The following is a 24,280-nucleotide window of genomic DNA, read 5'->3' as shown; positions in this document are numbered from 1 at the left end:
GCAGGAATGTTGTCCCGATCACCGGTGATGCGCCAGGTGAGACGCCTGGTTCGCCCGGCAGGGGGATCGGCGCGAGGCCCGGGGCGGGACGCCGAAGCGGCGCGGCGCCCCGGGACTGTCGGTCCCTCGACCTACCGTCCGCCCCGTGACCTCCTCCCCCGCCGCTGCGCAGTACGTGCAGGGCACGATCGAGGAGCTCGGCACCCCCCTGGCGGAGGTCACCTTCGTGGTGGTCGACCTCGAGACCACGGGCGGCTCCCCCAAGGACAGCGCGATCACCGAGATCGGTGCGGTGAAGGTCCGCGGCGGGGAGGTGCTCGGCGAGTTCCAGACCCTCGTCGACCCGGGGTGCGAGATCCCGCCCTACATCAGCGTGCTCACGGGCATCACGACGTCGATGGTGGCCGCGGCCCCGCGCATCGGCACGGTGCTCCCGGCGTTCCTCGAGTTCGCGCGGGGCGCGGTGCTGGTGGCGCACAACGCGCCCTTCGACCTCGGGTTCCTCAAGGCCGCCTGCGCCGAGACCGGGATCCCCTGGCCCACCGTGGCCTCGGTCGACACGGCGGTGCTGGCCCGGCGGCTGCTCACCCGCGACGAGGTGCCCAACTGCAAGCTGGGCACGCTCGCGCCGTTCTTCTCGGCCACGACCTCGCCCACGCACCGCGCGCTCGACGACGCCCGCGCGACGGTCGACGTCCTGCACGGGCTCTTCGAGCGGCTGGGCCCGCTGGGGGTCTCCTCGCTGGAGGAGCTCACCGGGCTCACCCGGCAGATCGATCCGGGGCGCCGGCGCAAGCGCCACCTGGCCGATGCCGTCCCGCACGGCCCGGGGGTCTATCTCTTCCGCGGGCCGCGCGACGAGCCGCTCTACGTCGGCACGTCCAGCGACCTCCGCACCCGGGTGCGCAGCTACTTCACCTCGGGAGAGCAACGCAGCCGGATCACCGAGATGGTGGCGCTGGCCCAGCGCGTCGACGCGATCCCCTGCGCGCACGCGCTGGAGGCCGCGGTGCGCGAGCTGCGGCTCATCGCAGAGCACAAACCCCGCTACAACCGCCGGTCCCGCTTCCCCGAGCGGGCGCTGTGGGTGCGGCTGACCGAGGAGCCGTTCCCCCGGCTCTCCGTGGTCCGCCGGGTCCGGCCGGGCGCCGGCGTCTTCCTCGGGCCGTTCCCCGACCGGCGGGCCGCCGACGCGGCGGTCGCCGCCGTCCACGAGTCGCTGCCGCTACGCCAGTGCACCGCCAGGATCCCCGCGCGGGCTCCCGCGGGGTCCGCGTGCGCGCTGGCGGACATGGGGCGCTGCGGAGCGCCCTGCACCGGCGCACAGTCGGTCGCGGAGTACGCCGACGTGGCCGCGGTCCTGCGCGCGGCCGTCGCCCGCGATCCGGAGCAGCTGGTCGCACCGCTGCTCCGCCGCGTCGAGCGGCTCGCGGCCGAGGAGCGCTACGAAGATGCGGCCGTGCTGCGCGACCGGACCGCCGTGCTGCTGCGCGCGGTCCGGCGGCGGCAACGGCTGGAGTCGCTGGCCGCCGTCCCGGAGCTCGTCCTCGCCCGCCCGGACGGCGAGGGCGGCTGGCAGCTGTCGGTGATCCGGCGCGGGCGGCTGGTGGCCGCCGGGGTCGCTCCGCGGGGCACGTCGGTGCGCGGCACGCTCGCCCTGCTGCTGGCCACGGCCGAGACCCCGATCGCACCCGAGGGCGAGTCCGCGGCCTCGGTCGACGAGACCGAGCTCGTGCTGCGCTGGATGGAGAAGCCCGGCACCCGGCTGGTCGAGCTCGACGGCACGCTGGCCTGCCCCGCCCCGGGCACCGGCGCCTTCAGCGGTTTCCTCGCCCGCGCCGTGCAGAGCGTCGCGGGCAGGGACCCGTTCGCCGACGGTCGCTCGCTGGGGACCCGCACCCGCCCGGAGAGGGTCACGGCAGGTCGGTGACGCACGATGACGGCCTCGCTGCCGGGGCCCGACACGAGCGGAGCGAGTGGTGGGGACCAGCGAGGTCCTTCTAGCATCGCCGTCGTGATCACCGCCATCGTGATGATCGACGCCGCGACCGACTCGATCCCCGAGGTGGCCGCCGCCATCGCGGACCTCGACGGGGTCAGCGAGGTCTACTCGACCGCCGGCGAGGTCGACCTGATCGCCGTCGTCCGCGTGCGCGAGTTCGACCAGGTCGCCGACGTCGTCGCGGGCCGGTTGAACAAGGTGCCGGGCGTGCTGGACACCGAGACCCACATCGCCTTCCGCGCCTACTCCAAGCACGACCTGGAGGCGGCCTTCGCCATCGGCTTCGAGTCGGCGGACTAGGACCGGAGGGCCTGGCTGATCGTGATCCAGCGGTCGAGCAGCGCAGCCGCCCGCCCGTCGTCGATCGCCGCCGCCGCCCGCTCCAGGCCGGCGGCGAGCCCGTCCTGCAGCGTGCCCTCTCCCGCGTCGAACGCGGCGAGCGCGGCGGCCGCGTTGAGGAGCACCGCGTCGCGCACCGCGCCCCGCTCCCCCGCCACGACGCGCCGGAAGACGTCGGCGTTGACGTCCGGGGTGCCGCCGCGGAGCGCGTCAGGATCGGAGACGGGGAGCCCGAGGGCCAGGGGATCGACGCGGTCGGGTACGACCTCGCCGTCCCGGACCACCCACGCCGAGGACGTCGTCGCCGTGGTCAGCTCGTCGAGCCCGTCGTCGCCGCGGAAGACCAGGCCCCGGGCGCCCCGGTCGGCGACGACCTGCGCGAGCACCGGCGCCATCCGGACGTCGGCGCAGCCGATGGCCGCGGCGACCGGCCGGGCGGGGTTGGTCAGCGGTCCGAGGAAGTTGAACACCGTCGCGATGCCCAGTTCGCGGCGCGGGACGGCCGCGTGCCTCATCCCCGGGTGGAAGACCGGCGCGAAGAAGAACCCGATGCCGGCCTCCTCGACGCACCGCGCGACGCTCGCCGCCGGCAGGTCGATGACCACGCCCAGCGCCTCGAGCACGTCGGCCGACCCGGACGACGACGACGCGGCCCGGCCACCGTGCTTGGCCACCGGGACGCCGGCTGCCGCGGTCACCAGCGCCGCCATGGACGAGATGTTGACGGTGTGCGCGCCGTCGCCACCGGTGCCGACGATGTCCACGCACTCGAGGGACAACGACACGGGCGTGGCCTGCGCGAGCATCTCCGCGGCCAGCCCGGAGACCTCCTGGGCCGCCGCCCCCTTCGCCCGCAGCGCGACCGCGAAGGCCGCGACCTGCGCCGGGGTCGCCTGGCCCGTCATCACCTCGCGCATCACCCAGACGGCCTCCTCGACCGCGAGGTCGTTCCCGGCCAGGAGGCGGTTGAGCAACGCCGGCCACGTGGGCCGAGCGGACGGCGCGGCACCCACCGCGTCGGTCACCGGGTGACGGGCCGCCGCGCGGACTCGCGCAGCAGCCCCGCCACGACGTCGGGTGCCACCAGCGGGTCCACCGGGAGCGGCAGGGTGGCCTCCGCCCTCGACCAGTGCGCCAGCCAGCGGTCCGGCTGCCGGGCGATGAGCACGCACACGGCCGGGCGGTCGGGCACCTCCTGCTCCAGCTGACGGGCGACGGCGAGCCCGCCCATCGGCTGCGACTCGCCGTCGAGGATGCACAGGTCGATCCCGCCGCCGTCCACGGCCGCGATCACCTCGCCACCGGTGGCGCACTCGACCCAGGTGAGCGGTCCCACGTCCGGGGCGGGCCGGCGGCCGACCGCGGTGCGGACGGCGTCACGGATCTCGGCGCGCGCGCTGTAGACGAGCACGGTGGCCGGGGCGTCGGGGGTTCCGGCAGTGGTCACGCGGGCGAGCCTAGTGCCCGGGGCGCTACCGATCGGGGAGGGCGGGCGGCCCGGTATCGGGATGATCACATCGCTCGCCACGCCAGGCGGCCCCGCAGTCGTGACCGCGGGATGCCGATGCCATGATGGCGGCGTGACAACGGCCCCCGTGGCGAGCAGCGCCTTCGATCCCTCGAGGGTGCACTCCCTGACCCGACCGAACATCGTCAGCGTCGGCACGATCGTCTGGCTCTCCAGCGAGCTGATGTTCTTCGCCGGCCTCTTCGCCATGTACTTCACGGCGCGAGCCCGGGCGGAGGGCGCCTGGCCGCCGGAGCCCACCGAGCTGAACGTGCCCTACGCGCTGGCGATCACGCTGATCCTCGTCAGCTCGTCGGTGACCTGCCAGTTCGGGGTGTTCGCCGCCGAACAGGGCAACGTGTTCGGGCTGCGCAGGTGGTTCACCATCACCTTCGCCCTCGGCCTGATCTTCGTACTCGGGCAGGGCTACGAGTACTACGAGCTCGTCCACCACGGCACGACCATCGCGTCCTCGACCTACGGCTCGGTCTTCTACATCACCACCGGCTTCCACGGGCTGCACGTGATCGGTGGCTTGATCGCCTTCGTCTTCATCCTCATCAGGTCGACCATGGGGCGCTTCACCCCGGCCCAGGCGACCGCGGCCATCGTGGTCTCGTACTACTGGCACTTCGTCGACGTCGTCTGGATCGGGTTGTTCGCCACGATCTACTTCATCCGTTAGGAAGCCGGTGTCCCACTCGAACCCGCAGTCAGACGCCCCGTCCGTCGTCAGCGCCACCCCGGTGGCGAGGGCGCGTGCGCGGCGACGTTCGAAGCAGCGCCGCCGCCTCGGCAACGTCGCCGCTCTCATGGCCGGGCTGATCCTCACCGGCGCGCTGTACTCCGTGGTGAGCCCGGCCCAGGCCGCTCCCGCGGACGACGCCTCGGACAGCGCGGCGGTGGAGGCAGGCCGCGAGCTGTACGAGCGCAGCTGCATCACCTGCCACGGCGAGAACCTCGAGGGCGAGGCCAACCGCGGTCCCTCGCTGATCGGCGTGGGGTCGGCCTCCGTCTACTTCCAGGTGCACACCGGGCGCATGCCGCTGGTGCGCAACGAGGCGCAGGCCCCCGACAAGCCGGCCGTCTTCAACGACGAAGAGATCGAGCAGCTGATGGCCTACGTCCAGGCGTACGGCGGCGGCCCCGAGCTCCCGTCCGACGACCTCAAGGGCGGCGACGTCGCCAAGGGCGGTGAGCTGTTCCGGCTCAACTGCGCCTCGTGCCACAACTTCGTCGGCGAGGGCGGCGCGCTGTCGTCCGGCAAGCGGGCGCCGAGCCTCAAGGACTCCAACGACCTCGAGCTCTACACGGCGATGCTGACCGGTCCGGGGAACATGCCGGTGTTCGGTGACAACCAGCTCACCCCGGACGAGAAGCGCTCGATCATCGCCTACGTGCAGACGATCAGCAACCAGTCCGACCCGGGTGGCGCCGGCATCGGCCGCGTCGGGCCGGTCGCCGAGGGCCTGGTCATCTGGCTGGTCGGCATCGGGATCCTCATGTTCGGCGTCTTCTGGATGGGGAGCAAGGCGTGAGCACGCACGAGACCCGCCCCGGTTCGACCGGCGGCGCGGACACGCCCGGCCCGCTGCACGGCGGTCCGGACGACGACTACACCCCCGAGCAGCTGGCGACGATGTCCCGCGAGGACCTCGACCTGCTCGGCGCCCGGTACGACGGCGTGGAGATCCTCCACGTCGACCCGGGCCCCGAGCCGGGCTCCCGGCTGGAGAAGCGGGCCCTCCGCCAGGTCGGCCTGGTGTGGACGCTGTCCGGTGTCTTCGCCTTCGCGTTCCTCGTCGTCTACGCCGGCTCGGGCTGGTTCCTGCCGGACTGGCACTGGGCCGAGAACGACGGCGACACCTGGAGCACGCTGTTCAACCCGCTCCTGGGGCTGACCATGGGCCTGTCCCTGGCGCTCATCGGGGTCGGGCTGGTGCTCTTCACCAAGAAGCTCCTGCCCCACGAGACCGCCGTCCAGGACAAGCACGACGGCTCGCACTTCGACCGGGTCACCACCGGTGCGACGCTCACGACCGGCTACAAGAAGAGCGGCCTGGCCCGGCGCAAGCTGCTCACCCGCTCGCTGGCCTTCATGGGCGGTGGCGTGGGCCTGATGCTCATCGCCCCGCTCGGCGGCATGATCAAGAACCCGAACAAGGGCAACCCGCTCGGGACGACCGCATGGGCCCGGGGCGTGCGCCTGGTGCGCTACGACGGCAGCCCGGTCCGCCCCAGCGACCAGGAGCCCGGTTCGCTGGAGACGGTCTTCCCCGCCGTGCCCGGCGGCAACCGGCAGGCCGACGCCTCGACCATGCTCATCCGCCTGCGTCCCGAGCAGCTCGCCCAGGACATCCCCCGTCGGGGCCAGGAGGACTTCGGCTACGGCGACTACGTCGCCTACTCGAAGATCTGCACCCACGCCGGCTGCCCGGTCTCGCTGTACGAGCAGGAGACCAGCCGCATCCTCTGCCCGTGCCACCAGTCGCAGTTCGACGTGACGCAGGGAGCCAAGCCCGTCTTCGGACCGGCCACGCGCGCGCTGCCGCAGCTGCCGATCACGGTGGATGATGAGGGCTACTTCGTGGCCCGCAGCGACTACGTCGAGGCCGTGGGCCCGACCTACTGGAACCGGGAGCGCATCTGATGGCCGCCACCGCCACCGCGCCGGGAGCCCCCACGACAAAGCTCGGCAAGGCCGCTGTCGAGTTCGACGACCGGCTGGTCGTCGCCGGCCCGCTCCGCCGGACCCTCAACAAGGTCTTCCCGGACCACTGGTCGTTCCTGCTGGGCGAGATCGCGCTCTACTCGTTCATCATCGCGATCCTGTCCGGGACCTACCTGACGTTCTTCTTCGACCCGTCGCTGCGGCACGTGGTCTACGACGGCTCCTACGCGCCCTTGCGCGGCGTGGAGATGTCGGCGGCGTACGACTCCGCGCTCAACCTCTCCTTCGACGTCCGCGGCGGCCTGTTCATGCGCCAGGTCCACCACTGGTCCGCGCTGCTGTTCGTGGCGTCGATCGTGGTGCACCTGCTCCGCGTCTTCTTCACCGGCGCCTTCCGTCGGCCGCGGGAGACGAACTGGATCATCGGCGTGGTCATGCTGGTGCTCGCCCTGCTGATGGGTGTCACCGGCTACACCCTCCCCGACGACCTGCTGTCGGGTACCGGCCTGCGGATCATCAGCGCGATCCTGCTGTCGATACCGGTGATCGGGACATGGGCGCACTGGGCGGTCTTCGGCGGCGACTTCGTCGGGGAGCTGATCATCGGGCGCTTCTACATCGCGCACGTGCTGATCATCCCGGCGATCCTGCTGGCGCTGATCGCGCTGCACCTGCTGATCCTGGTCAAGCAGAAGCACACCCAGTTCCCCGGCCCCGGCCGGACCGAGCACAACGTCGTCGGCAACCGGCTGTTCCCGACCTTCGCGGCGAAGGCCACCGGTCTGCTGTTCATCGTGTTCGGCATGATCGCCGCGCTCGGCGGCATGGTGCAGATCAACCCGTTCTGGCTGTGGGGTCCGTACAACCCCGCGCAGGTGTCGGCCGGCTCGCAGCCGGACTGGTACATCTTCTTCCTGGACGGCTCGTCGCGGATCTTCCCGGCGTGGGACATCAACCTGCCCGGCGACTACAACATCCCGGCGCTGTTCTGGCCGACGGTCGTGATCGCCGGCCTGATGTTCACCGTGCTGGCGCTCTACCCCTCGATCGAGCGCAAGCTGACCGGCGACACCGCCTCGCACCACCTGCTGCAGCGTCCGCGGGACGTCCCCGTCCGGACCTCGCTCGGCATGATGGCGCTGACCTTCTACGGCATCCTCACGCTGACCGGCGGCAACGACGTCTTCGCGGACAAGTTCAACATCAGCCTGAACGCGATGATCTGGTTCGGTCGCATCGGCGTGGTGGTCCTGCCACCGATCGTCTATGTGATCACCTACCGGATCTGCCTCGGTCTGCAGAAGCACGACCGCGAGGTCCTCGAGCACGGCATCGAGACCGGCGTCATCCGGCGCCTGCCGCACGGTGAGTACATCGAGGTGCACCAGCCCCTCGGCCCGGTCGACGAGCACGGCCACGGCGTCCTCGCCTACGGCGGCGCTCCGGTGCCCAAGAAGATGAACCAGATCGGGGCCGCCCGCCGGGCGATCCGCGGGTTCTTCTCCCCGATCGAGGAGCCGATGCAGGTCGAGCTGGAGCAGCGCGCCGAGGAGCGCGAGCTGGCCGCCGGCGAGGACCGCGAGCTCACGACGTCCGGTCGCCCCTCCGAGGGTGGCCGGCCGCAGGAGCCGCGCGACTAGTCAGACGCTCCGAGCAGGGCCCCGGTGGATCACCACCGGGGCCCTGCTCCGTTCCGGGGACCCGCTGTCGCGGAGGATGGAGACCATGGGAGGGCCACCGACGTCCCCGTCAGTGGCGGACCTCGAGCGACTGGCCGCGCGCGGATGGCGCGGCACCGAGCAGGACGAGCTGGGCGACTGGCTGCTGCGCTCCGGCCACGGCTTCACCGGCCGGGCCAACTCCGTGCTCGTGGTCGGCGTGCCCGGCCGTTCCCTGCCGACGGCGGTGGACGCCGTCGCCCGCTGGTACGACGCGCGCGGGCTGACACCCCGCGCAATGCTCCCCGGCGAGCAGGCGCAGGCAGCCGACAGTGCCTTCACTGCGGCCGGCTGGGAGCGCGGTGCGGACGTCCTGTTCCTCACCGCCCCCGTGGACGCGCAGCCGACGACGACCACCGCAGAGGCGCCCGTGGACCTGCGGCCCGCACCGGATCCGGCCTGGCTGGCCGGCTACCACCGCGACGGAGCCCTCCCCCACGGCGCCCTGGACGTCCTCACGAACGCCACCGACCTTGCCTTTGCCACCGATCTCGCCTTCGCCTCCGTCCGGCTGCCGGGCGGAGGGTCGGCGCCGGTGGCGGTGGCCCGTGGTGTCCTCGTCGACGGCTGGCTGGGCGTCTCCGCCGTCGCCGTCGCCGCGGGTCACCGCCGACGCGGGCTGGCCACCGCCCTGATGGCCGCCCTGACCGGCTGGTCGGCCCAGCGCGGTGCGCAGTCGGTCTACCTGCAGGTGACGGCGGACAACACGGCGGCTCGCGCCCTGTACCGCAGGTCCGGCTTCGTCGAGCACCACCGTTACCACTACCGCACCCGGCCCTGACGCGGTCGGGCCGGCGGGACCGGCCCCCGCATGCGCGAGGGCCCCTCCCGCCGTGGCGGGAGGGGCCCTCGAGGACGTGCGGTGTCAGCTCTGCTGGGCGTTCTGCCCCACGTAGTACTCGAACAGGAGCCCGCCGACGGTGAGGATGATGGCGGCCGCCCCCAGCGCGATCAGCCAGAAGAACCAGTAGGCCAGGCCGAGCGCGAGGATGGCGATGCAGACGGCGATGCCGAACGGCCAGTAGCTGGCCGGGCTGAAGAAGCCCAGTTCGCCCGCGCCGTCGGCCACGTCGGCATCCTTGCGGTCCTCGGGACGGGCGTCGATGCGCCGCGACACGAACCAGAAGAACATGCCGATCATGCCGGTCAGCCCGGCGGAGAGGGTCAGCGCCGTCGTACCGATCGGCTCCTGCGCCCACACGCCGTAGACCACGGCGGCACCGACGCACAGGACCGCGATGAGATTGAAGATCAGCGACTCGACCTTCACGGTCGTGCCTCCTCGGGCGTCGTGACGATCAGGTCCAGGGTGCGGCGGCGGTCAGCCATTGCCGCCGGCCCGCTGCTGGTCGAGGTTCTTGTCCTGGAAGAGCTCCAGCGGCGTCGTGGTGCTGGCCGTACCGGGCTGCCCGATCTCCTCGAGCGCGTCGTAGGTGCTCATCCCCTCGGAGCGCGCCGCCAGGTAGGCGTCGTAGTCGTCCCCGGAGACCGCCCGGACCTCGAAGTTCATGTAGGCGTGGTACGTGCCGCACAGTTCCGCGCAGCGGCCCACGTAGGCGCCCTCCTCGCGGACCGTCACCTCGAAGACGTTGTCCCGGCCGTTCTCGTTGCCCGGGATGACGTCGAGCTTGAAGAGGAACTCCGGCACCCAGAAGGAGTGGATGACGTCGGCGGAGGCGACCTCGAACCTGATGGTCCGGTCGGTCGGCACGACCAGCACCGGGATGTCGCTGGTGCTGCCGACGGTGCTCACCGGCTCGCCGGTCTCCGCGTCGGTGGTCTCCGGGTAGACGAACTGCCAGTTCCACTTGAAGGCGTTGACCGCGATCGTCTCGTCCGGGTCGTCGCTGCGCTCCTGGACGTCGTTCTGCACCACGACGGTGAAGAAGAACAGGCCGGCGATGATGAGGAACGGCGCGATCGTGTACGCGATCTCCAGCGGCAGGTTGTAGGCCGTCTGCCGCGGCAGCTCGTCGCCCTTCTTCCGGTGGGCGATCATCGAGTAGAAGATCAGCCCCCAGACCAGGACACCGACGATCAGCGCCACGATGACCGACGCGGTCCACAGCTCGCGCATCGTCTCGGCCTCGTCGGTGACCCCCTCGGGCCAGCCGAACCGCCAGAACTCGTTGTTGGGGACGTCGCACCCGGTGAGGGTCAGCACCCCCAGGAGACCGAGCGCGGTCAGCCGCGCGAGCTTGTTGCCTCGAGCCACCGCTCGCTGCCTCCTCGTCCTCCGCCGGGCGCTCCCGGGCGGTCGTCCAGCGCGTCGCCGGCCGGTTTCGGCCGACGGCGTCCACGCCGATCACAGTGTGTGCCGAGACTAGCTGACGGCGCACGGCGGCAAGCCACCGGAGATCCCTTTCCGGCGGGTCGCCGTCGATGTGGCCGTTCTCGCCCGCCGCGGACGGGGTCTCCCGCCGACCGCCGGTTAGAGTCGTCTCCGTGTGGTACCGGCTGCTGACCCCGAAGTGGGTGCTCGGGCACCTGGTGGTCCTGGCGCTCTTCGTCGCCACCTGGTTCCTGGGTTACTGGCAGCTCACCAAGGCCGGGGACGGCGGCGGCGCGGTCAACTGGAGCTACGCGCTGCAGTGGCCGCTGTACGGGCTCATGGGGCTGTGGTTCTACGTGCGGATGGCACGGGACGAGCTGCGCCGGGATCCCGACGACGACGTCCCGGGCCACTCCGTCGTCCTGTACCAGCGCCCTCGGATCGACACCACGGGCGATCCCGAGCTGGCCGCCTACAACGCCTACCTGGCCGAGCTCAACGAGCGGGCCCTCGGCCAGAGGAGCAGTCATGGCCGGTGAGCGCGTCACGACCTCGCGCACGTCCGACGAGGCGATCGGCCACGCGATGCTGCGCTACCGGGTGATGGCCAACGTCGTCGGCGTGCTGCTGATCGCGCTGATCTTCGTCGCGGTGCCGCTCAACCACCTCGCCGACATCCCCGGTCCGTCGTCGGTCCTGGGCACCGCGCACGGCTGGCTCTACGGGCTGTTCTTCCTGTCCACCGTCGACCTCGCGCTCCGCGCCCGGTGGACGGTGAAGGGCTTCGTCCTCACCGTCGCCGCGGGCACGGTGCCGGTGCTGTCCTTCTTCGCCGAGCGCCGGGCGACCGCGAAGATGCGCGCCGGCGAGCAGGTCTGACCACCGGGGCCCCTCGCCGGACCCCCGCGAACCTCCTGGAGACCTGCCACCGATGTGCGGCCTGCTCGCCTACTTCTCGACCGACGCCGACCGGGTGGACGACGCCACCGTGGGCGCGGTGCGCGACGCCCAGCACTGCATGCGCCACCGCGGTCCGGACGAGCGGGCGACCTGGTCGGACGACCGCGCCGTCTTCGGCTTCAACCGGCTGTCGTTCATCGACATCGAGCACAGCCACCAGCCGATGCCCTACGCCGACGGCCGGTACCAGATCGTCTTCAACGGCGAGATCTACAACTACCTGGAGCTGCGCGAGGAGCTGAAGGCCGCCGGGGCCACCTTCGCCACCGAGGGCGACACCGAGGCGATCGTCGCCGGCTACCACCTGTGGGGCGAGGACGTCGTCCACCGGTTGCGCGGGATGTTCGCGTTCCTCATCTGGGACACCCAGGAGCGGACCGTCTTCGGTGCCCGCGACCACTTCGGCATCAAGCCGCTGTTCGTCGCGCGGCTGGCCGACGGCGCGATCGCCTTCTCCTCCGAGAAGAAGGCGCTGCTGGAGCTGCTGGGCGGCAGCGACGCGGCGGGCGGGGTGGACCCGGCGTCGTTGCAGCACTACCTCACGCTGCAGTACGTCCCGGAGCCGGCGACGCTGCACCGCGGCATCCGGCGGATCGAGAGCGGCACCCGGTTCACCGTCGCCGACGGCGAGCTGACGACGGCGCGCTACTTCCACCCGACCTTCCCGATCCGCCCGGTGGCGAAGGGCGAGGAGCAGGCGCTCTTCGACCGCATCGCCGACGTCCTCGACGAGTCGGTGCGCCTGCACATGCGCGCGGACGTGACCGTCGGCTCGTTCCTGTCCAGCGGCATCGACTCCACCGCCATCGCCGCGCTGGCCCGCCGGTACAACAGCGACCTGATGACCTTCACGGTCGGCTTCCAGCGGCAGGCGGCGTCGGAGATCGAGATCGCCGCCGAGTCCGCGGCGATCCTCGGGGTGCGGCACGTGCCGGTCGAGGTGAGCGCGCAGGACTTCGCCGACGCCATCCCGCTCGTCGTCTGGTACCTCGACGACCCGGTCGCCGACCCGGCGCTGGTGCCGCTGTACTTCGTCGCCCGCGAGGCCCGCAAGCACGTGAAGGTCGTGCTCTCCGGGGAGGGCGCCGACGAGCTCTTCGGCGGCTACACGATCTACCGGGAACCGCTCAGCCTGGCCTGGGCCACGAAGCTCCCACCCGCCGGCCGCCGCGCGCTCGGCCGGGTCGCCCGCATCCTGCCCGAGGGCGTCCGGGGCCAGGACCTGCTGCGCCGGGCGTCGACCCCGCTGGAGCAGCGCTACTACGGCAACGCCCGGAACATGCGGGACGACGAGCTGGCCACGCTGATGCGCGGGCACGACCCGGACCTGTCCCACGTCCAGATCACCGAGGACCTGTACCGCCGCACCCGCGAGGCCGGCTACGACGACGTCACCGCCATGCAGTACGTGGACCTGTTCACCTGGCTGCGCGGCGACATCCTGGTGAAGGCCGACAAGGTGACCATGGCCAACTCGCTCGAACTGCGGGTGCCCTTCCTCGACACCGGCGTGTTCGAGGTGGCCAGCACGCTGCCGCTGGAGATGCGGGTGCCCCGCCGCGGCCCCGGCGCCAAGGAGAAGGCGACGAAGTACGCACTGCGCCGCGCCATGGAGCAGATCGTGCCGCCGCGGATCATGAACCGGCGCAAGCTCGGCTTCCCGGTGCCGACGGCGGAGTTCCTCGGCGGGCCGCTGCACGGCTGGGCCCAGCAGGTGGTCGACGAGAGCGGGACCGACGAGTGGCTCGACCGCGACGTCGTGCGCCGGCTGCTCGGCACGCTGCCCGGCGCCGACCCGGCGTCCGTCGGTGCCAAGCGCACCGCCCGGCAGGTGTGGAGCGTGCTCGTGTTCATGATCTGGCACGGCATCTTCGTCGAGGAGCGGATCAAGCCCGACATCCCGGAGACGGTGTACCCCGTCCGGCTGTGACGCCCCGCGCAGACGACGGCGCCCGGTCCTCCACGAGGAGGACCGGGCGCCGGCGGTTCTCAGCTCAGGAGAACGAGTCCCCGCAGGCGCACGAGCTGCCGGCGTTGGGGTTGTCGATCGTGAAGCCCTGCTTCTCGATGCTGTCGACGAAGTCGATCGTGGCGCCGCCCAGGTACGGGCCGCTCATCCTGTCGACGATGACCTCGACGCCACCGAACTCGTAGGTCTGGTCGCCGTCGAGGAACCGCTCGTCGAAGAAGAGCTGGTACCGCAGTCCGGAGCAACCGCCGGGCTGGACGGCGATGCGCAGCCGCAGGTCGTCGCGCCCCTCCTGGTCCAGCAGCGCCTTGACCTTGGCCGCCGCCGGTTCGCTGAGCAGCACGCCCGTGGATCCGGCTGCACCGTCGAGGGTCGTGGTGTCCTGCACCGACATGTTCGTGTCCTCCTGCGTCCGAGGTGTCCGCTGCGCACCATCTGCGGCGGATCAACACCGCCGTAGCGGAGCTTCTTCCACTGTACGGCTCCCTCGCGCGTTCCGTAGGCCCCCGAAGGGGTCGACGTAGACTCCCGTCCCGTGAAGCTCCGCCTGCCCGGCCGCCGCGACGCCGCCGAGACGACCGACACGACGAGCCCGGCCGTCCCGACCGAGACCGCCGCACAGCAGGCGAGGACCGGCGGCAAGGGCCGCCCCACCCCCAAGCGCAGCGAGGCCCAGGGACGCCGTCCCGGTCCGCCTCCGCCGCCGCCGACGACGCGCCGCGAGGCCTACCGCCGCATGCGCCAGCAGCAGGCGTCCCGCCGGGTCGACGCGCGCCAGGCCGCCGCGCGCGGCGACGAGGCGTTCCTGCCGGCGCGCGACCGCGGCCCGGTCCGCCGGACCGTGCGCAACGTCGTCGACGCGCGGCGGAACATCGGGAGCTGGTTCCTGGCCGTCGCGGGCATCGCCCTCATCCTCACGTTCACCCCCAGCGAGGCGCTGCGCGGCTACGGCAGCCTGCTGCTGTTCAGCTTCTTCGTCTTCGTGATCATCGACTCCTTCGTCCTCGGCCGGAAGATCAAGCAGACGCTGGCCGAGCGCTTCCCCGACGGGACGGAGAAGACCCGGGGCGCCGTCTGGTACGGCATCAGCCGGTCGACGATGATCCGTCGCTGGCGCTTCCCGAAGCCCGAGGTGCCGATCGGCGCCGACGTCTGAGGAGGGACGGGGTCGCCTGATGCGGGTCACCCTCCTCGGGACCGGCGCGGCCGACGGCTGGCCGAACCCCTGGTGCACCTGCGCGTCGTGCGCCGACGCCCGCGCGGCCGGCACGACGCGGCGGCAGACCTCGGTGCTCGTCGACGGCGGCGTGCTGCTCGACCTCTCCCCCGCCCTGCCGCCCGACGGCGTGTCGCTCGCGGGGGTGCACACGGTGCTCATCACCCACGCCCACCCGGACCACTGCGCGCCCTTCGCCCTGCTGTGGCGGCACTGGGTCCGACCGGACGACCCGCTGACCGTCGTCGGACCGGCCGACGCGCTCGCGACCTGCGAGCCGTGGCTCGCACCCGACGCCCCGGTGGAGCTGGTCGCGGTCACGCCGGGCGGCACGGTGCGCCGCCGTGGCTACGAGGTGCGGGCCCTCCCGGCCGACCACGAGGTGCCGGCCGTGCTCTACGACGTCGCCGGCCCGGACGGCGGTCGGCTGCTCTACGCCACGGACACCGGGCCGCTGCCCGAGGCCGCGGTCGAGGCGGTGCGCGACGCCGCCTTCGACGTCGTGCTCCTGGAGGAGACCTTCGGCGACGTGCGCGACCACGACACCCGGCACCTGGACCTGGGCACCTTCCCCGAGCAGCTGGACCGGCTGCGCGCGGTGGGTGCCGTCACCGGGGCGACCGACGTCGTCGCCGTGCACCTGGGCCACCACAACCCACCCGCCGCGCAGCTGGCCGCTCGCCTGGCCGAGCACGGCGCCCGTGTGCTCCCCGACGGAGCGGAGCTGCACGCGGGGGCCTACCGTCGGCGCTCGTGGAATTCCGACGCCTCGGCCGCTCCGGCCTGACCATCTCCGAGATCGCCTACGGCAACTGGCTCACCCACGGCAGCCAGGTCGAGGAGGACGCCGCCCACGCCTGCGTGCGGGCCGCCCTCGACGCCGGCATCACGACCTTCGACACCGCCGACGTCTACGCGGGGACGAAGGCCGAGTCCGTCCTGGGCCGCGCGCTGGCCGGCCAGCGCCGCGAGGGCCTGGAGATCTTCACCAAGGTCTACTGGCCGACAGGTCCGGGCCGCAACGACCGCGGCCTGTCCCGCAAGCACATCATGGAGAGCTGCACCGCCTCGTTGCGGCGGCTGCAGACCGACTACGTCGACCTGTACCAGGCGCACCGCTACGACGTCTCCGTGCCGCTCGAGGAGACGATGACGGCCTTCGCCGACCTCGTCCGGCAGGGCAAGGTCCTCTACATCGGCGTCTCGGAGTGGAACGCGGAGCAGATCGCCGCCGGCGCCGACCTCGCCCGTCAGCTGGGCATCCAGCTGATCAGCAACCAGCCGCAGTACTCGATGCTCTGGCGGGTCATCGAGGAGGAGGTCGTCCCCACCTCGGAGAAGCACGGGCTGTCGCAGATCGTCTGGTCGCCGCTGGCCCAGGGCATCCTCACCGGCAAGTACCTGCCCGGTCAGCAGCCGCCCGCGGACTCGCGCGGCGGGCACGCCGAGGCCGGCGGGTCGATGCAGCGCTTCCTCCGCAACGACGAGCTGCTCACCCGCGTCCAGGACCTGAAGCCGATCGCCGCCGACCTCGGGTTGACCATGGCCCAGCTCGCCGTCGCGTGGGTGCTGCAGAACCAGAACGTCGCCGCGGCGATCATCGGCGCGAGCCGGCCCGAGCAGGTCCGGGACAACGTCGCGGCCGCCGGGGTGACGCTGGACGCCGACGTCCTCGCGCGGATCGACGACGTCCTCGGCGACGTCGTCGAGCGGGACCCCACCAAGACCGCTCGCGGCTGAGAGCGGACCTCGCCTGGCGGCCCTACGGGGCCGCCAGGCCCATCGGCCCGTAGACCTCGCGGTCGTCGTCGAAGAGGGTCACGGTGGCGACGCCTCGGTCGAGCAGGTCGCGCCAGTTCTCGCCGAGCCACGACTCGGCGTCCCCCTGGCTCTCCGAGGGCGGGCTCTCGACCCCGAGGGACGACGGCTCGATCGTCGCCCCGTCCGGGCCCTCCAGGCGCCAGTGCCAGCTCATGCCCGCAGGCTAGCGCCGATCCGATGCGGTGACGTGATCACGATCCGGGTTACCGGCCGCGTCCGCCGGGGCATGGGAGGCCCCGACTGCGTCCGAGCGGAGGACCCATGACCGCAGCTCCACGCCCCACCTCGGCGGCCGGCGCCACCCGCGCCGCCGTCCCCCCGCCCGACCCTGCGGACGCCACGACCGGGCAGCTGGTCACCCAACTCACCGAGCAGATCACCGCCCTGGTCCGCGACGAGGCCCGCCTGGCCCAGGTCGAGGTGACCCAGAAGGCGAAGCGCCTGGGCATCGGCGCCGGGCTGTTCGGTGGCGCCGGCCTGTTCGCCTTCCTCGGTCTCTCCGTGCTCGTCGCCACCGCCATCCTGGCGCTGGACCTGGTGCTGCCGGCCTGGCTCGCCGCGCTGGTGGTCGCCATCGTGCTGTTCGCGATCGCCGGGGTGCTGGCCCTCGTCGGCAAGAAGGACGTCGAGAAGGCGAGCCCGCCGGTGCCGACCCAGGCGCTCGCCGGCGTCCAGGCCGACATCGCGACGGTCAGGAAGGGGCTGTCGCGATGACCTCCCCCGACGGCACCGGTGACGTCGCCGCGCTCCGCGCCGAGATCGACGCCACCCGCGCCCAGCTGGGCCGGACCGTCGACGAACTGAGCGCGCGGCTGGACGTCCCGGCCCGTGCGCGCGAGCGCGTCGCCCGCACCAGGGACACTGCCGTCGAGACCTACCGGGAGAGCCCTCCGGTGGTGATCACCGCGGGGATCGTCCTGGTGGGTCTCGTGGTCGGCGTGGTGGTGCTGCGCCGCAGGCGCGCCAATTCGAGGAGGAAGCGTTGAGCAAGGGAGCCAAGCTCGCCTACCGGCCCATCGGCCTGATCGGCGGCATCCTGGCCGGAACCCTGAGCGGGATCGTCTTCAAGCAGCTGTGGAAGGCGATCGCGGACGAGGACGACGCCCCCGGCGCGCTGCAGAGCGAGTACGGGACCAAGGAGGTGCTGCTCGCCGCGGCCCTCCAGGGCGCGATCTTCGCGGTGACCAAGGCCGCCATCGACCGAGCCGGGGCCCAGGGGTTCCACAAGCTGACCGGATCGTGGCCCGGCGACTGAACGGGAACCCACCGTCCGGCAGCCATCGACGATCCGCAGGAGCAGCGACATGACCGGCGCCAGGGAGCGCGAGAGCTCCGTCGAGCGCATCCGCCGGCGGGTCGAGGAGAAGGCGGCACGGCGGGCGGCGGTCCGGGCGGCGGCGGCCGAGGGCGAGGCCCGGGGCGGGGCCGCCCCCGATCCCGACCGCCTGCCGCCGGGCGCGCCGTCGGCCGACGAGCTGCCCGGTCTGCATGCCGCCTCCCCCACGCGGATCCCGGTGCGCGGCTGGAAGCAGATCGTGAAGCGCGCCTGGGCCGAGCACAACGCCGACAACATGCCGATCATCGCCGCCGGCGTGGCGTTCTTCGCGTTCCTCGCCGTCTTCCCGGCGATCATCGCGCTGATCTCCATCTACGGGCTGGTCGTGTCCCCGGAGGAGGCGGCCCGGCAGGTCGAGGACCTGACGACGGGGCTGCCGGACTCGGCCCGCGAGCTCATCGCCGACCAGGTCACCGCGGTCACCGAGAACGCCGGTGGATCGCTGAGCCTGAGCCTGCTGATCTCGATCGTCGCCGCGCTGTGGAGCGCCTCCGGCGGGGTGAACAACCTCGTCAAGGCGGTGAACATCGCCTACGACGAGGTGGAGACCCGCAACTTCGCCAAGCTCCGGGCGCTGTCGCTGGTCCTCACGCTCGGCGCGATCGTCTTCGTGGTGCTCACCGTCGGCCTGGTCGCGGTGCTGCCGGTGGTGCTCGACGCCCTCCCGCTCGGCGCGGTCGGGACGATCCTGGCCGAGGTCGGCCGCTGGGTCGCGCTGCTCGCCGTCGTCGCCGGTTCCCTCGCGGTGCTGTACCGCGTCGCCCCCGACAGGGACTCGCCGCGGTTCCGCTGGGTGAGCCTGGGTTCGGTCGTCGTGACGCTGGTCTGGGCGCTGGTGAGCCTCGGCTTCACCCTCTACGTGAACAACTTCGGGTCCTACAACAAGACGTACGGAGCCATCGCCGGGGTCATCGTGCTCATGCTGTGGCTGTACCTGACCTGCTACCTCGTCCTGCTCGGCGCGGAGATCAACTCCGAGGCCGAGCACCAGACCGCCGTCGACACGACCGACGGCGACCCCGCCCCGATGGGGCACCGGGGTGCGGTGAAGGCCGACACGCTGCCCGAGAAGGCCGAGCCGGAGAAGGGCGACGGCGACCCCACCCGGAAGAACGCCCCGTAGGGCTCCCCAGGGCTCCCCAGGGCTCTATGGGGCTATCGCACGTGCGAGGGCACGAACGGCGGCTTGACCACCCGCACGCCCTGAGGGCGTCCGCGGACGTCGACCGCGAGCTCGGTGCCCTCCTCGGCACCGGCCGCGGTGTCGAGCAGCGCCAGGGCGATGCCGACCTTGCGGGTCGGCGAGAACGTGCCGCTGGTGACCTCGCCGACGCGCTCGCCGGCGGCGTCGAGCACGGCCATGCCCGCGCGCGGGATGCCCCGGCCGGTGACCTCCAGACCCCACAGGATCCGGACCGGGCCGGCCGCCCGCTCGGCCAGCAGCGCCTCCCGACCCCAGAACGCCGGCTTCTTCCAGCCGACCGCCCAGCCGGTCCGCGCCTGCACCGGGGTGATGTCCACCGAGAGCTCGTGGCCGTGCAGCGGATAGCCCATCTCGGTGCGCAGCGTGTCGCGGGCACCCAGCCCGCACGTGCGGATCCCGAGGTCCTGGCCCGCCTCCAGCACCGCGTCCCACATCTCGGTGGCGCGGTCGGCGGCGATGAGCAGCTCGTAGCCGTGCTCGCCGGTATAGCCGGTCCGGCAGACGGTGACCTCGACGCCCGCTCCGGTACCGGTGACGAAGGACATGTACGCCAGCTCGCCGGGCAGCCCGAGCAGCTCCAGGACCTGCAGCGAGCGCGGCCCCTGCAGCGCGAGGACGGCGACCTCCTCGTGCCGGTTCTCGACGACGACGCCGTCCGGCGCCTCGGCCCGCAGCCGGTCCAGCACCTCCGTGGCGTTGGCCGCGTTCGGGATCAGCAGCACCTCGTCGGGACCGTGCAGGTAGACGATGAGGTCGTCGACCACTCCCCCGGCTCGCGGGTCGCCGTCGGGCAGGCAGCAGAGCGTGTACTGCGCCTGGCCCGGAGCGATGCGGCCCAGGTCGTTGGTCAGGCAGCGGTCGACGAAGGCCGCGGCACCCGGCCCGCGGACGGTGCCGGTCCCCAGGTGGGAGACGTCGAAGAGCCCGACGCCCTCGCGGACGGCGGTGTGCTCGGCGAGCACCCCTCCGCCGGCGTACTCGATCGGCATCGACCAGCCCCCGAAGTCGGCGAGCTTGGCGCCGGCGGCGACGTGCCGGTCGTGGAGGGGCGAGGTCAACGGGCTCACCCCGTGCACGCTAGCCGGACCGCGCTCCCGACCGGTCCTCCTAAGATGCGGGCGTGCCGTCCACCATCACCGCCACCGACCAGCCCATCGAGAAGCTCACCGCTGACGCCGTCGTCGTCGCGGTCGGCAAGGGACCCGACGGACCGCTGCCCACACCGGGCGCGGAGGCCGTGGACCGGCTGCTCGGTGGTCGGCTGTTCACCGCGCTGGCCGACCTCGGCGCACGCGGCGGCGAGGACGAGGTGACCAGGCTGCCCTCGTTCGGCAACGGCCCGTACCCGGTCGTCGCGGTCGCGGGCCTCGGCGCTCCCGACGCCGCCGGCAGCTACGGCGCCGAGGCCGTGCGCCGGGCCGCCGGCGCCGCCAGCCGCGCCCTCACCGGCCGCCGCTCCGTGGTGAGCCTGCTGGCCGCCGTGGGTGGCACCCCGGACGTCGAGCGGCTGCACGCCGTGGGCGAGGGCTCGCTGCTGGGCGCCTACGAGTTCACCGCCTACAAGTCCGACCTGCGCCCGAACCGGCCGGTGCCGCCGCAGGAGTTCACCGTCGTCGTCCCCGGCGCGGCCGAGGCGGAGACCGCGCTGCGCCGCGTCCGTGCCGTCGCCGAGGCGGTCAGCCTCGTGCGGGACCTGGTGAACACCCCGCCGAACGACCTGTACCCGGCCGAGCTCGCCGCCCGCGGCGCGGCCGCCGGCGAGAAGCTGGGCCTGTCCGCGGAGATCCTCGACGAGGACGCGCTGGCCGCCGGCGGGTACGGCGGCATCCTGGCCGTCGGTTCGGGCTCCACCCGCAAGCCGCGGCTGCTGCGTCTCACCTACACCGGCAAGGGCGCCCGCAAGAAGATCGCGCTGGTCGGCAAGGGGATCACCTTCGACACCGGCGGGATCTCGATCAAGCCTGCCGCGAAAATGGAGGACATGAAGAGCGACATGGCCGGTGCCGCGGCCGTGATCGCCACCGTCTGCTGCGTCGCCCAGCTCGGCCTGCCGGTCGAGGTCACCGCGACGGTCCCCATCGCGGAGAACATGCCGAGCGGTGCGGCCTACCGCCCCGCCGACGTGATCACCTTCCGGAACGGCAAGAAGGTCGAGATCACCAACACCGACGCCGAGGGCCGCGTCGTCCTGGCCGACGCCATCGCGCGCGCCGCGGAGGACCAGCCCGACGCCCTGCTGGAGACCTCGACGCTCACCGGCGCGCAGACCGTCGCCCTCGGCGCGCGGACCTCCGGGGTCATGGGCTCGGACGACCTGCGCGACGCCGTCGTCGCCGCGTCGAAGCGCAGCGGCGAGAGCATGTGGCCGATGCCGCTGCCGCCGGAGCTGCGCCGCGGCCTGGACTCCGTCGTGGCCGACTTCGGCAACGCCAACGCCGACCGGCTGGGCGGCATGCTGGTGGGCGGGCACTTCCTGCAGGAGTTCGTGCCCGACGGCCTGCCGTGGGCGCACATCGACATCGCGGGCCCGGGCTACAACACGAAGGGCGCGTGGGGGTACACGCCCAAGGGCGGCACCGGCGTCCCGGTGCGCACCCTGCTCGCCACGATCGAGGCCCTCATCGCTGAGTGACCCCGGCCGGGATCAGGTGACCTGATCATCGCGCGTCCTCCCTCAGCGCCCACCGTGAGGGAGGACGCTGCGCGGTGAGGGTGGACGGCGTCCGGGCGCCGTCAGAGCCGGTTCTGCTTCTGGCGGGCCGACCACTCGCGCATGCGCTGGGGGTAGCCGGTCACCTGCGCGTCGTAGACCGGGATCGCCAGCTCGCGCGAGAGCCGCCGGGCGACGTCGGGGCCGTCGATGCGCCGCCGCGTCCACTCCCCGTCCGCGGCGACCAGCACGATCGTGGACTCGGTGACCGCCGTCCGCGGCTCGACGTAGCCCTCGACGCCGCGGCGGCTGGCGACGAACTGCTCGAGGTGCGCCAGGTCGCTGCGCCGGGACCCACGGTCCAGCGTGGCCGGGCGCTCGTCGCCGCGTGCCCGGCCCGGACGGCGTCCTCCCCGGCCGCGCAGCCTGTCGAAGAGCCCCATGGCCCCGTCCTCCCGTCGTCGGTCCCAACGAGCCGGGCGCAGTGATCACCGGCACGCTCGGGAAGCCAACGGCGCTCCGGGCCAGCTCGTTCCCTTGGTGGCAGGATGGGCACCACGGCATCGAACGGGCCGGCGCCCGCTCGAGCAGGCGCCAGCCATCGCAGCAGAGGAGCAGCACACGTGAGCGCACCCACCTCCCCCGCCGACCTGGTCATCCTCGGTGGTGGCTCCGGTGGTTACGCCGCTGCGTTCCGCGCCAGCGAGCTCGGGCTCAACGTCGTCCTCATCGAGAAGGACAAGGTCGGCGGCACCTGCCTGCACCGCGGCTGCATCCCGACCAAGGCGCTGCTGCACGCCGGCGAGGTCGCCGACGCGGCTCGCGAGGGCGAGCAGTTCGGCGTCAAGACGTCGCTGGCCGGCATCGACATGGACGGCGTCAACAAGTACAAGGACGGCGTCGTCTCCCGGCTCTACAAGGGCCTGCAGGGCCTGGTGAAGGCCCGCAAGATCACCTACGTCGAGGGCGAGGGGCGGCTCACCTCGCCCACCACCGTCGAGGTGAACGGGCAGACCTACGAGGGCAAGCACATCCTGCTGGCCACCGGCTCCTACGCCCGCTCCCTCCCCGGCCTCGAGATCGACGGCACGAAGGTGATCACCAGCGACCACGCGCTGAACCTCGACCGCGTGCCGAGCTCGGCGATCGTCCTCGGCGGCGGCGTCATCGGCTGCGAGTTCGCCAGCGCCTGGAAGTCCTTCGGCGTCGACGTCACGATCATCGAGGCGCTCCCCCACCTGGTCCCGCTCGAGGACGAGGCATCCTCCAAGCTGCTCGAGCGCGCGTTCCGCCGTCGCAAGATCGGCTTCGAGCTCGGCAGCCGCTTCTCGGGGGTCGAGACCACCGAGAACGGCGTCAAGGTCTCGCTGGAGAACGGCAAGGAGTTCGAGGCCGAGCTCCTGCTCGTCGCCGTCGGGCGCGGGCCGACGAGCCAGGGCCTCGGGTACGAGGAGGCCGGCGTGGCGATGGACCGCGGCTACGTCCTGGTCGACGAGTACTGCCAGACCAACGTGCCCACGATCTCCGCCGTCGGCGACCTCATCCCCACCCTGCAGCTGGCCCACGTCGGCTTCGGCGAGGGCATCCTCGTCGCCGAGCGCGTGGCCGGGCTCAACCCGGCGCCGATCGACTACGCCGGCGTCCCGCGCATCACCTACTCCGACCCCGAGGTGGCCTCGGTCGGCCTCACCGAGGCGCAGGCCAAGGAGCGCTACGGCGAGGTGAAGACCCTCACCTACGACCTCGCCGGCAACGGCCGGAGCCAGATCCTCAAGACGGCGGGCGCCGTCAAGCTGGTCCAGGCCCCCGACGGCCCCGTCGTCGGCATCCACATGGTCGGCAGCCGCGTCGGCGAGCTCATCGCCGAGGCCCAGCTGATCTACAACTGGGAGGCCGAGGCCGACGACGTCGCCAGCCTCATCCACCCGCACCCCACGCAGAGCGAGGCGCTGGGCGAGGCGCACCTGGCCCTCGCCGGCAAGCCGCTCCACGTGCACGGCTGACCCGCACACCCCCCTGCCCAGCGCCACGAAGGAGTCCTGCCCCGATGCCGACGTCCGTCACCATGCCCGCCCTGGGCGAGAGCGTCACCGAGGGCACGGTCACCCGATGGCTCAAGCAGGAGGGTGAGCAGGTCGAGGTCGACGAGCCCCTCCTCGAGGTGTCGACCGACAAGGTCGACACCGAGATCCCCTCGCCGGCCGCGGGGGTGCTGACCAAGATCCTGGTCGCCGAGGACGAGACCGTCGAGGTCGGCGCCGAGCTCGCCGTCATCGGCGGCGAGGGCGACGGCGACGGCGGTGGGGGCGACGCGGAGCCGGCCTCGGCCGAGGACCAGGACACTCCGCAGGCTCCCGCCGAGCAGGTGGACGACGCCGCCGGCGAGCAGCAGCCCGAGCAGGCCGCGCCCGAGCCGGCGCCCGCCGCCGACAGCGGCTCCGGCGGTGGCGGCGGCGGTGGTGAGGGGACCCCGGTGACCATGCCCGCGCTCGGCGAGAGCGTCACCGAGGGCACCGTCACCCGCTGGCTCAAGGCGGTGGGCGACGACGTCGCCGTGGACGAGCCCCTCCTCGAGGTGTCCACGGACAAGGTCGACACCGAGATCCCCTCGCCGG

Annotated in this window: 28 protein-coding genes; 20 read left to right on the top strand and 8 right to left on the bottom strand. The window is 72.5% G+C overall.

From position 1 onward, the window contains the following. The first annotated feature begins 145 nt into the window (after nucleotides 1-145). Both A6V29_RS14675 and A6V29_RS14670 read left to right on the top strand, forming a co-directional pair. On the top strand, nucleotides 146-1,930 hold the full coding sequence (locus A6V29_RS14675; RefSeq protein ID WP_137160988.1) for a DEDD exonuclease domain-containing protein: 1,785 nt from the start codon (nucleotides 146-148) through the stop codon (nucleotides 1,928-1,930). Between the two features lie 84 nt (nucleotides 1,931-2,014). After that, the gene (locus A6V29_RS14670) at nucleotides 2,015-2,302 is read left to right on the top strand and encodes an Lrp/AsnC family transcriptional regulator (RefSeq protein ID WP_137160987.1); all 288 of its coding nucleotides are present in this window, start codon (nucleotides 2,015-2,017) and stop codon (nucleotides 2,300-2,302) included. Here A6V29_RS14670 and trpD read toward each other — a convergent pair. Both trpD and A6V29_RS14660 read right to left on the bottom strand, forming a co-directional pair. Beyond that, a complete protein-coding gene (gene trpD / locus A6V29_RS14665; protein WP_137160986.1) occupies nucleotides 2,299-3,366 on the bottom strand; it encodes an anthranilate phosphoribosyltransferase in 1,068 nt (355 codons plus the stop codon). The two genes, A6V29_RS14670 and trpD, sit on opposite strands and share 4 nt — an antisense overlap. Next, nucleotides 3,363-3,788, bottom strand: coding sequence for a response regulator (locus A6V29_RS14660; RefSeq protein WP_137160985.1), 426 nt, complete (start codon nucleotides 3,786-3,788; stop codon nucleotides 3,363-3,365). The genes trpD and A6V29_RS14660 overlap by 4 nt, the downstream gene beginning before the upstream one ends. A 133-nt stretch (nucleotides 3,789-3,921) precedes the next feature. On the opposite strand from A6V29_RS14660, the gene ctaE reads away from it, so the two are divergent. The 5 genes from ctaE to A6V29_RS14635 all read left to right on the top strand — a co-directional run bounded on the left by ctaE (nucleotide 3,922) and on the right by A6V29_RS14635 (nucleotide 9,018). Further along, nucleotides 3,922-4,533, top strand: a complete 612-nt coding sequence (ctaE, locus tag A6V29_RS14655; protein ID WP_349642954.1) for an aa3-type cytochrome oxidase subunit III — start codon at nucleotides 3,922-3,924, stop codon at nucleotides 4,531-4,533. Nucleotides 4,534-4,594: 61 nt separating this feature from the next. Then, complete coding sequence (qcrC, locus tag A6V29_RS21970; protein ID WP_283956366.1) at nucleotides 4,595-5,386, top strand: cytochrome bc1 complex diheme cytochrome c subunit; 792 nt, start codon at nucleotides 4,595-4,597, stop codon at nucleotides 5,384-5,386. Continuing rightward, nucleotides 5,383-6,498: a cytochrome bc1 complex Rieske iron-sulfur subunit gene (qcrA, locus tag A6V29_RS14645; RefSeq protein ID WP_137160983.1), complete on the top strand. Its 1,116-nt coding sequence runs from the start codon at nucleotides 5,383-5,385 to the stop codon at nucleotides 6,496-6,498. Before qcrC ends, qcrA begins: the two co-directional genes overlap by 4 nt. Then, nucleotides 6,498-8,159 carry a cytochrome bc1 complex cytochrome b subunit gene (qcrB, locus tag A6V29_RS14640; RefSeq protein WP_137160982.1) on the top strand — a complete coding sequence of 554 codons (1,662 nt, stop codon included), beginning with the start codon at nucleotides 6,498-6,500 and terminating at the stop codon, nucleotides 8,157-8,159. The genes qcrA and qcrB overlap by 1 nt, the downstream gene beginning before the upstream one ends. Nucleotides 8,160-8,244: 85 nt before the next feature. Continuing rightward, nucleotides 8,245-9,018, top strand: a complete 774-nt coding sequence (locus tag A6V29_RS14635; RefSeq protein ID WP_137160981.1) for a GNAT family N-acetyltransferase — start codon at nucleotides 8,245-8,247, stop codon at nucleotides 9,016-9,018. A gap of 84 nt (nucleotides 9,019-9,102) precedes the next feature. On the opposite strand, the gene A6V29_RS14630 is transcribed toward A6V29_RS14635, so the two are convergent. Beyond that, a complete protein-coding gene (locus A6V29_RS14630) occupies nucleotides 9,103-9,507 on the bottom strand; it encodes a cytochrome c oxidase subunit 4 (protein ID WP_137160980.1) in 405 nt (134 codons plus the stop codon). A gap of 51 nt (nucleotides 9,508-9,558) precedes the next feature. Further along, complete coding sequence (ctaC, locus tag A6V29_RS14625) at nucleotides 9,559-10,452, bottom strand: aa3-type cytochrome oxidase subunit II (RefSeq protein WP_137160979.1); 894 nt, start codon at nucleotides 10,450-10,452, stop codon at nucleotides 9,559-9,561. Between the two features lie 230 nt (nucleotides 10,453-10,682). On the opposite strand from ctaC, the gene A6V29_RS14620 reads away from it, so the two are divergent. Genes A6V29_RS14620 through asnB form a run of 3 tightly spaced genes read left to right on the top strand, consistent with a single transcriptional unit; the run spans nucleotide 10,683 to nucleotide 13,399 of the window. Then, complete coding sequence (locus A6V29_RS14620; protein WP_137160978.1) at nucleotides 10,683-11,048, top strand: metalloprotease; 366 nt, start codon at nucleotides 10,683-10,685, stop codon at nucleotides 11,046-11,048. Beyond that, entirely contained in the window at nucleotides 11,038-11,388 is a 351-nt protein-coding gene (locus A6V29_RS14615; RefSeq protein WP_137160977.1) for a DUF3817 domain-containing protein, read from the top strand. Before A6V29_RS14620 ends, A6V29_RS14615 begins: the two co-directional genes overlap by 11 nt. Before the next feature lie 52 nt (nucleotides 11,389-11,440). Continuing rightward, complete coding sequence (asnB, locus tag A6V29_RS14610) at nucleotides 11,441-13,399, top strand: asparagine synthase (glutamine-hydrolyzing) (protein WP_137160976.1); 1,959 nt, start codon at nucleotides 11,441-11,443, stop codon at nucleotides 13,397-13,399. 64 nt (nucleotides 13,400-13,463) lie between these two features. Here asnB and A6V29_RS14605 read toward each other — a convergent pair whose 3' ends face one another. Next, nucleotides 13,464-13,832 carry a HesB/IscA family protein gene (locus A6V29_RS14605; RefSeq protein WP_137160975.1) on the bottom strand — a complete coding sequence of 123 codons (369 nt, stop codon included), beginning with the start codon at nucleotides 13,830-13,832 and terminating at the stop codon, nucleotides 13,464-13,466. A gap of 141 nt (nucleotides 13,833-13,973) precedes the next feature. On the opposite strand from A6V29_RS14605, the gene A6V29_RS14600 reads away from it, so the two are divergent. The 3 genes from A6V29_RS14600 to A6V29_RS14590 are packed head-to-tail and all read left to right on the top strand — an operon-like array spanning nucleotide 13,974 to nucleotide 16,394. Further along, nucleotides 13,974-14,594 (top strand): DUF3043 domain-containing protein, encoded by a 621-nt coding sequence (locus tag A6V29_RS14600; RefSeq protein WP_137160974.1) that lies wholly within the window; start codon nucleotides 13,974-13,976, stop codon nucleotides 14,592-14,594. A gap of 19 nt (nucleotides 14,595-14,613) precedes the next feature. After that, the gene (locus A6V29_RS14595; RefSeq protein ID WP_137160973.1) at nucleotides 14,614-15,441 is read left to right on the top strand and encodes an MBL fold metallo-hydrolase; all 828 of its coding nucleotides are present in this window, start codon (nucleotides 14,614-14,616) and stop codon (nucleotides 15,439-15,441) included. Then, entirely contained in the window at nucleotides 15,408-16,394 is a 987-nt protein-coding gene (locus tag A6V29_RS14590) for an aldo/keto reductase family protein (RefSeq protein ID WP_137160972.1), read from the top strand. Before A6V29_RS14595 ends, A6V29_RS14590 begins: the two co-directional genes overlap by 34 nt. Before the next feature lie 22 nt (nucleotides 16,395-16,416). Here the strand turns inward: A6V29_RS14590 and A6V29_RS14585 are convergent, their stop codons facing one another. Next, the gene (locus A6V29_RS14585) at nucleotides 16,417-16,629 is read right to left on the bottom strand and encodes a hypothetical protein (RefSeq protein WP_137160971.1); all 213 of its coding nucleotides are present in this window, start codon (nucleotides 16,627-16,629) and stop codon (nucleotides 16,417-16,419) included. Nucleotides 16,630-16,736: 107 nt separating this feature from the next. On the opposite strand from A6V29_RS14585, the gene A6V29_RS14580 reads away from it, so the two are divergent. The 4 genes from A6V29_RS14580 to A6V29_RS14565 are packed head-to-tail and all read left to right on the top strand — an operon-like array spanning nucleotide 16,737 to nucleotide 18,934. After that, entirely contained in the window at nucleotides 16,737-17,189 is a 453-nt protein-coding gene (locus A6V29_RS14580; protein ID WP_137160970.1) for a phage holin family protein, read from the top strand. Next, nucleotides 17,186-17,461 carry a DUF3618 domain-containing protein gene (locus A6V29_RS14575; RefSeq protein WP_137160969.1) on the top strand — a complete coding sequence of 92 codons (276 nt, stop codon included), beginning with the start codon at nucleotides 17,186-17,188 and terminating at the stop codon, nucleotides 17,459-17,461. The genes A6V29_RS14580 and A6V29_RS14575 overlap by 4 nt, the downstream gene beginning before the upstream one ends. Continuing rightward, a complete protein-coding gene (locus A6V29_RS14570) occupies nucleotides 17,458-17,730 on the top strand; it encodes a DUF4235 domain-containing protein (protein ID WP_137160968.1) in 273 nt (90 codons plus the stop codon). Before A6V29_RS14575 ends, A6V29_RS14570 begins: the two co-directional genes overlap by 4 nt. 49 nt (nucleotides 17,731-17,779) lie before the next feature. Next, nucleotides 17,780-18,934 (top strand): YihY/virulence factor BrkB family protein, encoded by a 1,155-nt coding sequence (locus tag A6V29_RS14565; protein ID WP_137160967.1) that lies wholly within the window; start codon nucleotides 17,780-17,782, stop codon nucleotides 18,932-18,934. 32 nt (nucleotides 18,935-18,966) lie between these two features. Here A6V29_RS14565 and gcvT read toward each other — a convergent pair whose 3' ends face one another. Further along, on the bottom strand, nucleotides 18,967-20,082 hold the full coding sequence (gene gcvT, locus A6V29_RS14560; RefSeq protein WP_137160966.1) for a glycine cleavage system aminomethyltransferase GcvT: 1,116 nt from the start codon (nucleotides 20,080-20,082) through the stop codon (nucleotides 18,967-18,969). A 53-nt stretch (nucleotides 20,083-20,135) separates the two neighbouring features. Here gcvT and A6V29_RS14555 point away from each other — a divergent pair, with 53 nt between their 5' ends. Beyond that, complete coding sequence (locus A6V29_RS14555) at nucleotides 20,136-21,647, top strand: leucyl aminopeptidase (protein ID WP_137160965.1); 1,512 nt, start codon at nucleotides 20,136-20,138, stop codon at nucleotides 21,645-21,647. Nucleotides 21,648-21,748: 101 nt separating this feature from the next. Here A6V29_RS14555 and A6V29_RS14550 read toward each other — a convergent pair whose 3' ends face one another. Further along, nucleotides 21,749-22,108, bottom strand: a complete 360-nt coding sequence (locus tag A6V29_RS14550) for an oxidoreductase (RefSeq protein WP_212719415.1) — start codon at nucleotides 22,106-22,108, stop codon at nucleotides 21,749-21,751. Nucleotides 22,109-22,288: 180 nt separating this feature from the next. Between A6V29_RS14550 and lpdA the strand changes: the two genes are divergently transcribed. After that, the gene (gene lpdA, locus A6V29_RS14545) at nucleotides 22,289-23,668 is read left to right on the top strand and encodes a dihydrolipoyl dehydrogenase (RefSeq protein WP_137160964.1); all 1,380 of its coding nucleotides are present in this window, start codon (nucleotides 22,289-22,291) and stop codon (nucleotides 23,666-23,668) included. 44 nt (nucleotides 23,669-23,712) lie between these two features. Then, nucleotides 23,713-24,280, top strand: a 568-nt coding sequence (locus tag A6V29_RS14540; RefSeq protein ID WP_283956365.1) for a biotin/lipoyl-containing protein, incomplete at its 3' end; no start/stop codon positions are given.

The sequence above is a fragment of the Blastococcus sp. CCUG 61487 genome (assembly GCF_005222955.1).
GTDB lineage: Bacteria > Actinomycetota > Actinomycetes > Mycobacteriales > Geodermatophilaceae > Blastococcus.
This window is presented reverse-complemented; position numbering and strand designations above follow the sequence as displayed.